The 14,576-nt window shown below is 38.0% G+C and carries 12 protein-coding genes; 1 reads left to right on the forward strand and 11 read right to left on the reverse strand.

The window, feature by feature from the left end; genetic code table 11:
• On the forward strand, positions 1-447 hold the full coding sequence (locus JO178_RS12840) for a hypothetical protein (protein WP_291936298.1): 447 nt from the start codon (positions 1-3) through the stop codon (positions 445-447).
• Between the two features lie 75 nt (positions 448-522).
• Here JO178_RS12840 and JO178_RS12845 read toward each other — a convergent pair whose 3' ends face one another.
• The 11 genes from JO178_RS12845 to mraY all read right to left on the reverse strand — a co-directional run bounded on the left by JO178_RS12845 (position 523) and on the right by mraY (position 14,559).
• Complete coding sequence (locus JO178_RS12845; RefSeq protein WP_291936300.1) at positions 523-2,037, reverse strand: GH3 auxin-responsive promoter family protein; 1,515 nt, start codon at positions 2,035-2,037, stop codon at positions 523-525.
• 104 nt (positions 2,038-2,141) lie between these two features.
• Entirely contained in the window at positions 2,142-2,552 is a 411-nt protein-coding gene (locus JO178_RS12850) for a BrxA/BrxB family bacilliredoxin (protein WP_230032974.1), read from the reverse strand.
• 451 nt (positions 2,553-3,003) lie between these two features.
• The gene (locus JO178_RS12855; RefSeq protein ID WP_291936306.1) at positions 3,004-3,450 is read right to left on the reverse strand and encodes a GatB/YqeY domain-containing protein; all 447 of its coding nucleotides are present in this window, start codon (positions 3,448-3,450) and stop codon (positions 3,004-3,006) included.
• Between the two features lie 89 nt (positions 3,451-3,539).
• Positions 3,540-5,453, reverse strand: coding sequence for a cell division protein FtsZ (ftsZ, locus tag JO178_RS12860; protein ID WP_291936308.1), 1,914 nt, complete (start codon positions 5,451-5,453; stop codon positions 3,540-3,542).
• A gap of 64 nt (positions 5,454-5,517) precedes the next feature.
• Positions 5,518-6,903, reverse strand: coding sequence for a cell division protein FtsA (gene ftsA, locus JO178_RS12865; RefSeq protein ID WP_291936311.1), 1,386 nt, complete (start codon positions 6,901-6,903; stop codon positions 5,518-5,520).
• Positions 6,904-6,995: 92 nt separating this feature from the next.
• Positions 6,996-7,973 (reverse strand): cell division protein FtsQ, encoded by a 978-nt coding sequence (locus tag JO178_RS12870; protein WP_291936313.1) that lies wholly within the window; start codon positions 7,971-7,973, stop codon positions 6,996-6,998.
• Between the two features lie 185 nt (positions 7,974-8,158).
• A complete protein-coding gene (gene murC / locus JO178_RS12875; RefSeq protein ID WP_291936316.1) occupies positions 8,159-9,517 on the reverse strand; it encodes a UDP-N-acetylmuramate--L-alanine ligase in 1,359 nt (452 codons plus the stop codon).
• 40 nt (positions 9,518-9,557) lie between these two features.
• Positions 9,558-10,655 carry an undecaprenyldiphospho-muramoylpentapeptide beta-N-acetylglucosaminyltransferase gene (murG, locus tag JO178_RS12880; protein ID WP_291936319.1) on the reverse strand — a complete coding sequence of 366 codons (1,098 nt, stop codon included), beginning with the start codon at positions 10,653-10,655 and terminating at the stop codon, positions 9,558-9,560.
• 1 nt (position 10,656) lies between these two features.
• On the reverse strand, positions 10,657-11,895 hold the full coding sequence (locus tag JO178_RS12885; protein ID WP_291936322.1) for an FtsW/RodA/SpoVE family cell cycle protein: 1,239 nt from the start codon (positions 11,893-11,895) through the stop codon (positions 10,657-10,659).
• Between the two features lie 23 nt (positions 11,896-11,918).
• Entirely contained in the window at positions 11,919-13,256 is a 1,338-nt protein-coding gene (gene murD, locus JO178_RS12890) for a UDP-N-acetylmuramoyl-L-alanine--D-glutamate ligase (RefSeq protein ID WP_291936325.1), read from the reverse strand.
• Positions 13,257-13,317: 61 nt separating this feature from the next.
• Positions 13,318-14,559 (reverse strand): phospho-N-acetylmuramoyl-pentapeptide-transferase, encoded by a 1,242-nt coding sequence (gene mraY, locus JO178_RS12895; RefSeq protein ID WP_291936328.1) that lies wholly within the window; start codon positions 14,557-14,559, stop codon positions 13,318-13,320.
• Positions 14,560-14,576: the final 17 nt, after the last annotated feature.

Raw genomic sequence — 14,576 nt, forward strand, 5'->3', positions numbered from 1 at the left:
ATGAAAAAACACATCTTGACGGCGCTGGTGATTTCAGTATTCACAGTAGCATGTACAAAATCAACGACAAAAACGGAACAGGTAGAAAGTTCTGACGGGTCAGTTACCACTACCACTACTACAGTGACCGAAACACCTTCTCAGATTGTCGATAGTTCAAAAGTTAATAAAGCAAAAGAAGATGTTAAAACAAAAGTAGACGAAGCTGGAAATAAAATAGATGCTGCTGCTCAGAAAGCTAAAGATAAAATAGATGCTACTGCCGATAAGACAAAGCAAGATCTTAATAAGGCAGGGAAAGACATCAAAACAGAAGCTAACAAAGTAGGAAAAGACATTAAAGGTGGAGTTCAGGAAGCTGGAAAAGATGCAAAAGATGCTGCGAGAAAAGGCGCGTCAAAAGTTGAGGAAGCTGCTAAAAAAGTAAAAGAAGACTTAAGCAAATAAATAAAATAAAAGCCGCCGTTGAATGCAACGGCGGCTTTTATGATTATAAGGCAGGGCAAGCAAGCCTCAATTCTTTTATTTATTAAGTTCCAGTAGCGGATCTATGTATTCTCTGTCATTGCTTAATCTGGGTACTTTATTCTGACCTCCGAGCTTCCCTTTGGCTTCCAGCCAATGATAGAACAGGTTGTGTTTTGCAATATGTACCAGTGGTCTTTTTAGCGTGATATTATTGTATCTTTTTGCTTCATAATCCGAATTGATGGTTTTCAGATGTTGGTCAAAAATATCAACAAAACGGTCCAGGCTATCCGGATGATGGCTGAATTCAAAAATCCATTCATGGGCCCCCCCTTCATTTTCTTTCATAAAGACCGGTGCTCCTGTAAAATCCGTAACGGAAGCTCCTGTGGCTTCGCATGCTTTTGAAAGAGCGGATTCTACATTGGTAATCATTAATTCTTCCCCAAAAGCATTGATATAATGCTTGGTTCGTCCGGTTATTTTTATTCTGAAAGGATTGATGGATGTAAACACTACGGTATCCCCGATCAGATATCTCCACAGCCCCCCATTGGTCGTAATGACCATGGCATAATTTTTTCCTATTTCAACATCCTCAAGGCTCACCACTTTAGGGTTGGAAAAGTGAAACTGATCCATAGGGATGAATTCATAAAATATACCATAATCAAGCATAAGAAGCATCTCATCACTGTTTGATCTGTCCTGAATTCCGAAGAAGCCCTCAGAAGCATTGTATATTTCGTAGTAATTGATGTTTTTTCCGATGATCTGCCTGTATTGCTCCCTGTAAGGTTTAAAACTGATTCCGCCGTGAAAAAACACCTCTAAATTAGGCCAGAGCTCTGAAATGCTGCCCGTCTCTGTTTCCTGTAATACTCTTTGCAGAAGTACCATCATCCAGCTTGGAACCCCGAGGATGCTTCCTACATCTTCGTTTTTCACTTCAGAAGTAATCGCTCTTAATTTACTTTCCCATTCAGACATCAGAGAAACCTTCTTACTGGGAGTTGTTGTAATCTCTACCCAAAAAGGAAGGTTGTCAATAAGAATGGCGGAAAGATCACCGAATTTTGTGTTGAAATCGGCATAGAGTTCTGAGCTTCCTCCAAGTCTCAGGTTTTTATTGGTGAATAATTGATTTTCAGGATGATTATTGGCGTAAATTGAAACCATATCCTTTCCTGCTTTCATATGGCAATATTCAAGACTTTCAGTAGAAATTGGAATGTATTTGCTCTTCGCATTAGTGGTTCCTGATGATTTTGCAAAGTGTTTGATAAGTCCCGGCCAGCTGACATCCTTATATCCTTGTCTTGCTTTTTCAATATAAGGCTCAAAATCTTCATAAGTGACAATCGGGACTTTATTTTTGAAGTCCTGATAGCTCGAAATAGAGTTAAATCCGTACAGTTTGCCATATTCTGTATCTTCTGCATGAAACAGCTGGGAAAATAATATACCTTTCTGTGTTTCAATAGGATGATCCATGAAATTCTGTATCTGATCTATCCTTTGGCGGATAAACCAGTTAACGACTGTATTGAAGAGTGCCTTGGTTGCCATTCCAACAAATATAATAATATTTGATTTTTCAGAGAATTTTTTATGGTGTTAAATAAAAAAACCGTTACAATTTGTAACGGTTAGTTATTTAAACGAATTGTTTCTTAGCAATACTCATCGTAAGCAGCCTGAAGGTTTGCAGCAATAGCTCCTGCAGGGTTTCCTTCGATGTGGTGTCTTTCAAGCATGTGAACCAATTCTCCGTCTTTGAAAAGTGCTACACACGGAGAACTTGGAGGAAATGGAGCAAGGTGTTTTCTTGCTTCTGCTACAGCTTCTGTATCAAATCCTGCAAAAACAGTGGTAAGGTGATCTGGTTTTTTATCTCCGGTTAAAGAGTATACCACTCCCGGTCTTGCGGCTCCTGCAGCACAACCACACACTGAGTTGATCACTAAAAGTGTAGTTCCTGATTGCTTTAAAGCTTCTTCTACCTGAGAAGGACTTGTTAAATCCTGGAAACCTTTATCTGTAAGTTCAGCCTTCATTGGCATTACTAAATCTGTTGGATACATATATAATTTGTTTTTTATCAGTACAAAGTTAAACAATTCTTTACGTTTCTTCAATATATAATAACTATCAATGGATTAGTCAGATAAAATTAATGCAATATTAATATTTCAATAATATTCATTAAATAATGAATTAAAAATAGGAATAATAAAATATTTTTATTAAATTTGAAATGATTCTGAAAAAACAAACGACCATGAAAAAAACATTTACGGCTTTCCCTCAAGCGATTAAAGTATTTAATACTGTATAAATGCGGTAGTTAAAAAGATTTTCCGGTACTATTTAAGCCGGATAACAAACTTGAATATCCAAAAAGCGAATCCCGGGACTAAAAGTTCCGGGATTCTTTAATCAAATCGATATGCAAAGGTTGAATATCCTTATAAAAGTTGAGAACGGGTGAAAACTGATGGTAAGAACGATCAATTTTTCAACTCCTCACTTCAACTAAGACAGAAGCTTTTTAACCATCTCGGAAATACTCTTTCCGTCAGATTTCCCGGCTAATGCTTTTGAAGCAGCTCCCATTACCTTTCCTAAATCTTTAATAGATTCAGCTCCGGTATCAGAAATAATATTTTTAATTTCTGTTTCTAATTCTTCAGCAGAAAGCTGCTTAGGTAAAAACTTTTCAATCACTTTCATCTGAGCTTCTTCCACCTCAGCAAGATCTTGTCTTCCCTGGGCTGAAAACTGTTCAAAAGAGTCTTTACGTTGTTTAATCATTCTCTGAAGAATAGCAATTTCCTGCTCTGCAGAAACTTCAGCACCTTTGGCTTCGGTTTTCAACAGAAGAATTTGAGATTTTACAGCACGAAGAGAGTCCAGAGCAACTCTGTCTTTTTCTCTCATTGCTGTTTTTATAGCTTCACTTATTGTATTTTCTAAACTCATGTTTATATGCTTTTGGCTTCTGGCAGTTGGCTATTAGCTTTTATATGGCTTCGAAAGCCATTTGCTAGCAGCCAATTGCCAATAGCGTTTTAGTCTACGTCTTTATTTAAAAATCTGTTTTCTCTGATCTGCATAGAGCCATTGTTGTCAGACAGATAAGTATTGATATTCTGATCTGATGCATTGGTTCCGTCGATAGAAATATTTTTTCTCTTGAAAGCAGGAATAGATTCAAATTCACTCGTACTGTCAAAACTTTGATAGCGGGAATTAAATTCTTTTAATTTATTTCTTCTTTCCAGCACTCTTTCCTGGTCTACTATTTTATTCACAAAAGTGAATTCTGATTCTTCAGTTTTTGGAGTTTCAGTCTGTGCCTTATTTTCAAAAGCTGGTTTAGTTTCAGCTTTTGGCTCCTCCTGCTTCTGGAAGAATGTTTCTACCTTCTGCATAGGTTCTGCAACAGCGCTGACCGGAGTACTGAATTCTGCTTTAGGCTGTCCGAAGTCAGTTTTAGGCTCATTTCTGGTCGCATCATTGACAAAGAAGCTGAATTCAACAGGCTTTTCTTCTGAAAATGAATGATTGGAAATACTACCTGACTGAGGCTCTTCTTTTTTGTTTTCAAAATCGAATGAGAAAGACTGAATCTCCAGGTCGTTTGGATCTTCACCTTCTTCATCAATAGAAAGAAGGCTATATTCCTCCTGGTTGTTTTCGTCCTCATTTCTCCAGCCCTGTTCAGGAGCGTGTAGCTTATCTTCTTCTTTATCAAAGAATTTTATTTCAGTTCTGATTTCCTCTTCTTCAATAATCATTTTTTTTTCAGCAGATGTCACATTGAACGGTGTGTCATGATCTTCGTCATCTAATCTGAAAAGGTTTTTTCCGCCAAAATCATGCGTTGTTTCAGGATTGGCTTCTCTCTCTTCTCTTGTTTTAAAAGGAGAGTTTTTTGGCGCTTCAAAACTATCATTAAGACTGATTCTGATTTTCTCCGTAGGGCCTGCAAATTTTTTATTGTCATTAGAGAATCCTGTTGCAATAACAAGAACGCTTACAGCATCTCCTAATTCCTCATCAGCACCTACTCCGAAGATAATATCAGCGGTGTTTCCTGCTTCTTTCTGGATGTGGTCCATAATGATACCGATTTCATCCATGGTAACCTCTTCTGCACCACTTCTGATCAGTAATAAAACATTTTTAGCTCCTGTGATTTTGTTATCATTCAATAATGGAGAGTCTAAGGCTTTTCTTACCGCTTCTTCTGCTTTATTTTCACCTGAAGCTGTACCGGTAGACATAAGGGCCGTTCCGGAATTTTGAAGTACAGATTTAGCATCTCTAAAGTCAATGTTTACATCAAAATAACCTGTAATAACTTCTGCCATTCCCTTAGCGGCATTGGCTAAGACTTCATCAGCTTTTGAAAATCCCTGTTTAAATCCAAGGTTCCCGAATTGCTGTCTTAGTTTATCATTGTTGATGACAATTAATGAGTCAACATTATTTTTTAATTTATCCAGACCATTTTCAGCCTGTTCTAATCTTCTTTTACCTTCGAAGCTGAAAGGAACGGTAACGATACCCACGGTTAGGATTCCCATGTCTTTTGCTACTTTAGCAATAACAGGAGCAGCCCCGGTACCGGTACCACCCCCCATTCCGGCAGTAATGAACACCATTTTGGTGTTTTGCCCCATCGCAGCTTTGATATCTTCAATACTTTCGATGGCAGATTTTTCTCCTACTTCAGGATCAGCACCGGCCCCCAAACCTTCTGTGATAGAAGTTCCCAACTGTACTTTATTGGCAACAGGGTTGTTGTCTAAAGTCTGAGCGTCTGTATTACAGATCACGAAATCCACTCCGTGAATCCCTTTCTCATACATGTGTTTTAAAGCGTTGTTTCCACCGCCCCCTACACCGATTACTTTTATGATGGATGAATTTCCTTTTGGTAGGTCAAATGAAAATCCTTGTGAACCTATATTTTCCATAACTTTATTTTTAATAATTGATAATTAATAGATGATAATTGATAGATCGTTTATCATTTATAATTTACTCTACTTCTTCAAAGAATTTTTTTACTTTTTCCATAAGCGATTGCCCGAAAGTAAGCTTCGCTTTTCTGTTTTCCCGCTGTTGGTTAACTACAGGTTGCTCCTGAACAGGGGCTGCCTGTTGCTGTACCGGTGGAATGGTTTCGGCCTGTACAGGGGCAGGTTCAGCTTTAGCTTGTTCAGTTACAACAGGTTCCATTTCATCAGCGGTCTGTTTTTTGTCTCTGATCTTTAAACTCTCCATCAGTAATCCGATAGATGTAGCAAATTCAGGGCCTTTCAGGTACTGATTTTTATCGTTGGCGATATATTCATTCGCAAAACCTATTCTGCTGTCAAAACCTGTGGTATAATTAGCCAGCTGGCGAAGATGCTTTAAGTTGGATCCACCACCTGTCAAAACGATTCCTGCAATCAGTTTTTTCTTCTGTTCAAAGGCACCGTAGGCTTTCAGCTCAGTATTAACCATTTCTAAAACTTCTTCTACTCTTGCATTGATAATTTGTGCAAGGGTTTTTAAAGAAATTTCTTTATCCGGTCTTCCGTGAAGCCCGGGAATTGTTACAAAAGTACTGTCTTTTTCCAATTCGGGAACAGCCGAACCAAATTTTACTTTCAACTGTTCTGCATGCTTCTCAATAATTGAACAGCCTTCTTTGATATCTTCCGTAATAATTCCGCCTCCATAAGGAATGACGCAGGTATGACGGATGATATTATCTTTGAAAATAGCAATATCGGTAGTACCACCACCAATGTCAACAATAGCGACTCCTGCTTCTTTTTCTTCTTTGGTAAGAACAGCTTCAGAAGAGGCTAAAGGTTCTAAGGTAAGGGCCTCCATCTCCAGTCCGGCTTCACGAACGCATCTTGCAATATTTCTGATGCTTCCCATTTGCCCGACTACCACATGGAAGTTCGCTTCTAAACGCTTTCCGTGCATTCCGACCGGCTCCTGAATTTCGCCCTCGGAATCCACTTTATATTCTTGAGGAAGTACATGGATAATTTCTTCTCCAGGAAGCATGACCAGCTTCTTGACCTGATCTTTTAAGGCTTCAATGTCATCATCTGTAATAAATTTATCCGGATGTTCACGCATAATATAATCGGAATGCTGCAGAGAACGGATGTGTTTTCCTGCAATACCTACCGTTACTTTGCGGATAGGAACTCCCGCACTGGATTGTGCTTCGGACACTGCAGCCTTGATTGAATTAATAGTCTGTGAAATATTATTCACAATACCTTTATGAACACCAAGACTTTTAGCTTTTCCTACACCGAGAACTTCTATTTTCCCGTGTGCATTCCTTCTTCCGACAATCGCGACTATCTTCGTTGTCCCGATGTCCAGACCTACTGAATACTCTTGATTTTCCATTTTTATATCGATTTGATTTTTTTCTACTTTTTCCATGATAGGAACTGGTCCTATATTTTGTGTTATTAATCCTCTTACGGGATTTTACTGTCTTATTCTATTTTTACTTTTGGTTTCGGTTTCGGTTTGGACTGTGCCGGAACCGTTGTCTTTTTCTCTGTTTTTTTTGTCTCCTTTGAGTGTGCTTTCGGTTTTGTACTCTCCTTCGGTTTGCTAGAAGTGGAGTGTGTTTTTTTTATTTCTGTGGTCTTCGGCTTTGTTTCCGTTTTTTTAGCAATCGCTGTCGGAGAGGGAACCTTAGCCAGTTCTAGTTTTCCAGCCTTCAGCAGGCTGTCATTTTCTTTGAAATAAGGATTCAGTGTGGTTACAATCTGATTCTGATATTTTACAGACACCATACTGTATTTCTGAGGATCCTGATATACCAGGTATTTTTCCACAAAGGTTTTAAATCCCTTTACTTTAAAATCGATATTATCCAAATCTCCTATCTCCACTCTGTAATTTCCTTCGCTGGTAAGAAGACTGTAACTGTCTTTGCTTTTTGATATTCCGATAAAGTATTTTTTACTAAAATCGTCTTTATCAATTTTTTCAACCAGTACTGCCAGTTTTTCATACTCATCGGGCTGTACATTTCCGGTAACCAGCATACATGGGTGAGAATAGGTCCTTGAAATGGGAAACTCAATTCCTTTTTCATCTACATAAAAGTCTTTTCCGTCTTTATTTAATCTGAAGACAGGAACTCTCTGTTTGATATCCAGATTAAGTTTTCCATTCAGATTTAAATAGACGTTGGCGCTATCCACTGCCGGAAGAGAGTTGATCTTTTTTTCCAGAGAAGGAATATTGAGATCTCCTACTTTTCCTGAAGGATTTTCTTTTTTTACAATTTCCCGGATATCCTTTTCATCAACGAAATAAACCGGAGTTTTTTCACTCATTTTTACAGAAATTTTATTATCGGTAATCTCCTGTCGGCTGAATCTCTTCAATGAGAAACTCAGTAACAATCCTAAGATGATTACGGTGATAATAATTTTTAATATTCTGTACTTATTTTTCATACTTTTTCTTTTAACGCAATGCTCGCAAAGTTTCTGTAATTTATTATGGTATACTCCACATTCGCGAGGGCGTTTCACTCAGCGAAGGCTATAGTTTTATAATTTTACTGTTATTATATCTTTTCTTTTTTACAGAAATATCTGTTATTTCATTTTTTTTTACGAGCGCTGCGTTTATTCTCTCCTCAAATATTTCCCATCCATTCGCAGATCGGATCATACAGGGTATCGATATTTCCTGCACCTACTGTAAGGAGGATATCAAAATCTTTTTCTTTTATTTTTTCAAAAGCATCGGATAGTGTAGATACCTCTTTTTTATCTAAGCTCACTTTGTCCAGCAGCCAGCTTGATGTGATTCCTTCAAAATTCTCCTGAAGTTCTCTTGCCGGATAAATATCAAGCAAAATCAGTTCATCTGCATGGCTCAGGCTCTCTGCAAAACCGTCTGCAAAATCTCTTGTTCTGCTAAACAGGTGCGGCTGAAAAGCAACCAGTAATTTCTTGTCCGGATAAAATGCTTTAATTGAGTCCATTACAGCATTGATTTCTGTAGGATGGTGAGCATAATCATCAATATAAATTTTACCGTTTTGATAAAAATGTTTAGTATATCTTCTCTTTATTCCTTTAAAACCGGCAATTGCCTTTTTCAGCGTATCAAAATCTGCGCCCAAATTGTGAAGAATTGCCAGTGCTACTGTAGCATTTTCAACATTATGAATTCCCGGGATTTCCCAGACAAAATCTTTTATCGTTTCCGTTGGAGTATGGAAGTCAAAATAAATTTTATCATGATCCATACGCATATTGTCAGAATAATAATCCGCAGGTTCATTGACTGCATAGGTCTGATGGTCTCGGCCGATATCAATTCCTTTTCTTACGAAGAGGTTTTTATCTTCAGGAACTAAAGCCGCAAATTGTCTGAATCCTTCTTCAATATGGCTTTTATCCCCGTAAATATCCAGATGGTCCGCGTCTATAGAAGTTACCACAGCCCAGTCCGGAGACAGGTTCAGGAAGCTTCTGTCATATTCATCTGCTTCCACTACAGAATAGGTGGAACCATTGTAGAGGAAGTTGGATTTAAAGTTCTCTGAAATGCCTCCTAAAAAACATGAAAAAGGTAAATCCGCCTCTTTGCATAAATGAGAGACAAGGGTAGATGTGGTTGTTTTACCATGAGTTCCTGCTACAGCAATACAATCTGTGTTTTCTGTAATTAACCCTAAAACTTTAGCCCGTTTTAAAACTTCAAACTGATGTTGGCTGAAGTAATCTAAAATCCCGAGTGTTTTGATGGCAGGAGTATAAATGACCAGTGTATCTTCTTTCTGAAGAGCCGTTATCCTTTCATCAATAAGGTCTTCAAAAACGATATCAATGCCTTCGTTCATCAGATTTTTAGTAAGTTTTGTATTGGTTTTATCATAACCCAATACTTTTTTTCCGGATGCATTGAAATAGCGTGCGAGAGCACTCATTCCGATACCTCCGATTCCGACGAAGTAAAAGTTTTGATATGTTTCTAAATTCTTCATTTTTTTCTTAATGTATGATGTACAAAGTACATTTTACTTTTTACAATGTATTAAAAATTTCGTCTACAATCTCTTTTGTCGCATTAGGCTTGGCAAAATATTTAAGATTTTCAGACATTTCTTTTCGCAGACTTTCTTTTTCGCAGATTTCTGATAGTGTGTTCCAGAATTTTTCCTGCATTTCAGAGTCTTTTACCATTCTTGCTGCATTTTTTTCAACGAGATTCATGGCATTTTTGGTTTGATGGTCTTCCGCTGCAAAAGGGAAGGGCACCAATAATACCGGTTTTTGTGCCACAGCCAGTTCTGAAATAGCTATTGCTCCGGCTCTTGAAACGATGATATCTGCCCCGGAATAAGCCAGTTCCATATCTTTGATGAATTCAAGGATCTGAATATTTTCGGTGTTTATATCTTTTGTTTCTTTTATAATATCTTTATAATCAAGCTTTCCGGTTTGCCAGATCAGCTGATAGTCTTTGTTTATAATATCATTCAAATGAGATTTCCATGCGTTGTTCAGCGTTCTGGAGCCTAAAGATCCGCCTACCGATAAAATCGTAAGCCTGTCCTTATTCAATCCCATTTTTTCTTTTGCCTGAGCCGTTTCCTGCATTCCGGAAATGATGGTTGAGCGGATAGGATTTCCCAGGAATTTTATTTTCTCTGTCGGAAAACCTTCTACTTTCGGGTAAGCCGTAAAAACTGCTTTAGCTTTTTTGCTCAGAATTTTATTGGTTACTCCGGCATGGGCATTCTGTTCCTGAATAAAAATGGGGATTCCCATTTTACTTGCTTCGTAAAGAGCAGGTCCGCTGGCGAATCCTCCTGTTCCCACAGCAAAATCCGGTGCAAAGTCTTTAATGATTCTTTTTGATTTAGATAAGCTTTTCAGAATCTTAAATGGCAGTCCTAAGTTGGATAATAAATTTCCTCTGTCTATTCCTGCGATATCAATGCCTTCTATAGCATAACCGGCCTGAGGAACTTTTTCCATTTCCATTTTCCCGTTGGCTCCAATGAACAAAAATTCTGCATCCGGAAATCTTTTTTTGATTTCATCCGCAATGGCGATGGCAGGAAAGATGTGTCCGCCTGTTCCTCCGCCTGATAATAATATTTTTAGTTTTTTGTTCATTTTAAGCAATATCGTTTATTTCTGCTATACTTTGTTTCTTTCCCATTCCTTCTTCATCGTAAATCTGGATTCTGGAGCTTATATTCAGAATAATTCCTAATTGTAAATAGGTGACCAGCATTGATGTTCCTCCGTAGCTTATCAGAGGTAATGGCTGACCTGTTACCGGGATCAGATTAATAGCTACAGCAATATTTACAGCTAACTGTATAAAAATCATTACCCCGAGACTAAGCACCAGCAATGATCCGAAAAATGCGGGCATTTTGCTGGCTATCATGACAATCCTTATCATCATAATGAGATAGAGACTGATGAGAAAAGCGGCTCCTATAACTCCATATTCTTCTACAATGACCGCGAAAATAAAATCGGAAGCAGACTGTGGAAGCATCTGTTTCAATGCACTTTTTCCTGGCCCCATTCCGGTAATTCCTCCGTGTACAATAGCTGCTTTGGCCTGCATTACCTGATAATTCTTAGCTTTCACGCTTTCATCGTCCGTTTCTGCACTTTTCGCTTTGCTGGAAGTGAACGTTTCAATACGGCTCATCCATGTATGAACACGATTTCCGCCAATCATATTTGTATTCAGAGCAATTAGTAAAAAGAATACAATCGCTACGAATGATGCGGAAATAAATCCTGCAATATATTTCCAGTGAAGCTGTCCTATAATTAAGACAATCACGGAAACCATCAGAATCATTAATGCTGTAGAACCGTTATCTTTGGCTACTAACACGAAAACAAGAAGGATAGGTCCGAAAATATACATGATATTTTCTATCGGAAGTCTTTCTCGCGTTATTTTTTTAGTCAGGTATCTGCACAAATAAATAATCAGCATTAAAAATGCAAATGACGAAGGCTGGAATGAGATGGGTGTTCCCGGAATTTTCAGCCATCTGGAGGCACTGGCTCCATCAATGGTCTGGCCGGTGAACATGGTAACAACCAGTAAGACAATCATCAGCCCGAGTAAAATGCTGCTCAGTTTTCCGATGTATTCATATTTTACGGTTCCTACCAGTCTCATGATGCCTAAGCCTAAGACGACAAAGAACATATGTTTGATAACGTGACCGGTAGTGGTCCCGTTATTAACGATGTATTCCAGATTCGAGCTTGCAGAATATACAGGGAAAATAGAGAAAATGGAGATCACAAGGATGACCATCCAAAGTACTTTATCGCCCTTTAGAAATTCAAATCTGCTTTCTATGTTCTGTTCGTCCATATTTTAATGCTATTGGCTTTTGGCTAATGGCCATTGGCTTTTAATACCTGTTCTTTAAACTGACGTCCTCTGTCTTCATAGCTTTTAAATAAGTCAAAGCTGGCGCAGCATGGAGACAGAAGTACTGTGTCTCCTTTTTTAGCCAGTGATTTTGATATTCTCACTGCTTCTTCCATGCTTGAAGTATCATAAATAAATTCTTTTTTGTCTTTAAAGAAATCTATGATCTTTTTGTTGTCAATCCCAAGGCAGACAATTGCCTTTACTTTTCTTTTAACTAAGTCCTCAATTTCGGTATAGTCATTTCCTTTATCTAGTCCTCCGACGATCCATACCGTTGGAGTTTTCATACTTTCTAATGCATAGTAGGTTGCATTTACATTGGTTGCTTTGCTGTCGTTGATGTATTTCACACCATCAATTTCAGAAACAAGCTCCAGTCTGTGCTCTACTGCCTGGAAGGTCATCAATGAGTTTCTGATGCTTTCATTGTTGATTTCCAGTATTTTACCTGCTATGGAGGCCGCGAGGCTGTTCGCTACATTGTGGTTTCCAAGGAGAGAGAGCTCGTCAATTTTCATTGAGAATTCGTCTTTTACTTTTACCACGATATTATCATTATTAATGAATCCCCCTTCAGCCAGTTTTTCTTTGGTAGAGAAAGGAATCATTTTGGCTTTTATTTCCAGTTTTTCAAGAAGATTTTTACTCATTTCGTCATCTTTGTTGTAGATGAAGAAATTGTCATTTTCCTGATTTTCTGCAATTCTGAATTTTGCCAGCGCATACTCTTCATAGTTGTAATTGTACTGATCCAGGTGATCCTTTGATAAGTTCAGCAATAAAGAGATATAGGGTCTGAAATTCTGAATATCATCCAACTGGAAAGAACTCACTTCCAGGACATAATATTCAAAGTTTTCATCAGCAACCTGCTTGGCAAAGCTGTATCCTATATTTCCCCCCAGTCCTACATTCAGTCCGTCATTTTTCAGGATATAGTAGATCAGGGAAGTGGTGGTTGTTTTTCCGTTGCTTCCGGTAATGGCGATGATCTTTGCATCAGTAAATTCGGAAGCAAATTCAATTTCAGAAGAAAGTCTTATTCCTTTTTCATGAATTTTATGAATGATTTCTGCCTTTTTCGGAATTCCCGGGCTTTTTACAATCCAGTCTGCATTAAGAATTCTTTCTTCGTCGTGCTTTCCCTCTTCAAATTCAATTTCATTCTCAGTAAGGAACTGCTTGTAATTATCTTTAATGGCTCCTTTATCTGAAAGAAATACTTCCAGACCTTTCTTTTTAGCCAAATAAGCAGCGCCACATCCGCTTTCTCCTCCTCCTAAAACAACTATTTTCATATTATAAAAGCTTTATGCTATAGGCTTTAAGCTTTAAGCTTATTGCTTACAGCTTTTAATTTTATCTCATTTTTAAGGTGATCAGACAAACAATTGCCAGTATTACTCCGATGATAATCATTCTGTTCACGATTTTACTTTCGTGGAATCCTTCTTTCTGATAATGATGGTGTAATGGTGACATTTTGAACAGTCTATTGTTTTGGGCATATTCAAGCCCGTATTTTCTTTTTCTGTATTTAAATACCCAAACCTGCAGAATGACAGAAAGCAATTCAATCAGGAATACTCCGCACAGAACGGGAATCAGTAATTCTTTTCTTAAGATAATGGCGAGAACGGCGATAACTCCTCCAAGCATCAAACTTCCTGTATCTCCCATAAAAACCTGTGCAGGGTAAGTATTGTACCAGAAGAATCCGATTACAGCTCCTACCATTGCCACTGCAAAAATGGTGGTTTCTCCCATATTAGGAAGGAACATAATGTTGAGATAATCTGCAAAAATGATGTTCCCTGAAAGATAGGCGAAAAGGGCAAGGGTGAGGAGGATCACGGTACTGGTACCTGCTGCAAGACCATCAATTCCATCAGTAATATTCGCTCCGTTTGAAACGGCTGTTACGATGAAAATAACGATAGGGATAAAGACGATCCATGCCCATTCATGGGCGTCTTTGTCATTCATCCAAAACAGAATTCCACTGTAATCAAACTCATTGTTCTTTGCAAAAGGAACGGTAGAAACTGTGATTTTTTCAGTAGGCATAAAATTTTGCTCTACATTGTTTCTGTTCACAACTTTTGCATCTGCATATTTTCTTTTTACGGTAATGTCAGGATGAAAATACATGGTAACTCCGACAATTAATCCTAATCCCACCTGACCGACTACTTTGAATTTTCCGCTAAGTCCGTCTTTATTTTTCTTAATCTTTTTTAAGTAATCATCGAGAAATCCAATCGCTCCCATCCATAGCATTGAAACCAACAACAAAACGATATATACATTGGTAATTCTTGTAAATAATACTACAGGAATAAGGGTTGCCAGAATAATGATAAGTCCCCCCATAGTAGGAGTTCCTTCTTTTTGTTTTTGGCCATCCAGTCCAAGGTCACGCACCAATTCACCCATTTGCTTTGCTCTCAGGTAGTTGATGACTCTTTTTCCGTAGACAAGAGCAATAATCAGTGAGAAAAGTACTGCCATTCCGGCGCGGAAGGAAATGTATTTTAGCAATCCTAATCCCGGAACGTGGATTCCATGGTTGGTCAGATATTCGTATAGATAGTATAGCATGTTTCTTTTTTAATTTA

The sequence above is a fragment of the Chryseobacterium sp. genome, assembly GCF_019236175.1.
In the GTDB taxonomy this organism is placed as follows: domain Bacteria; phylum Bacteroidota; class Bacteroidia; order Flavobacteriales; family Weeksellaceae; genus Chryseobacterium.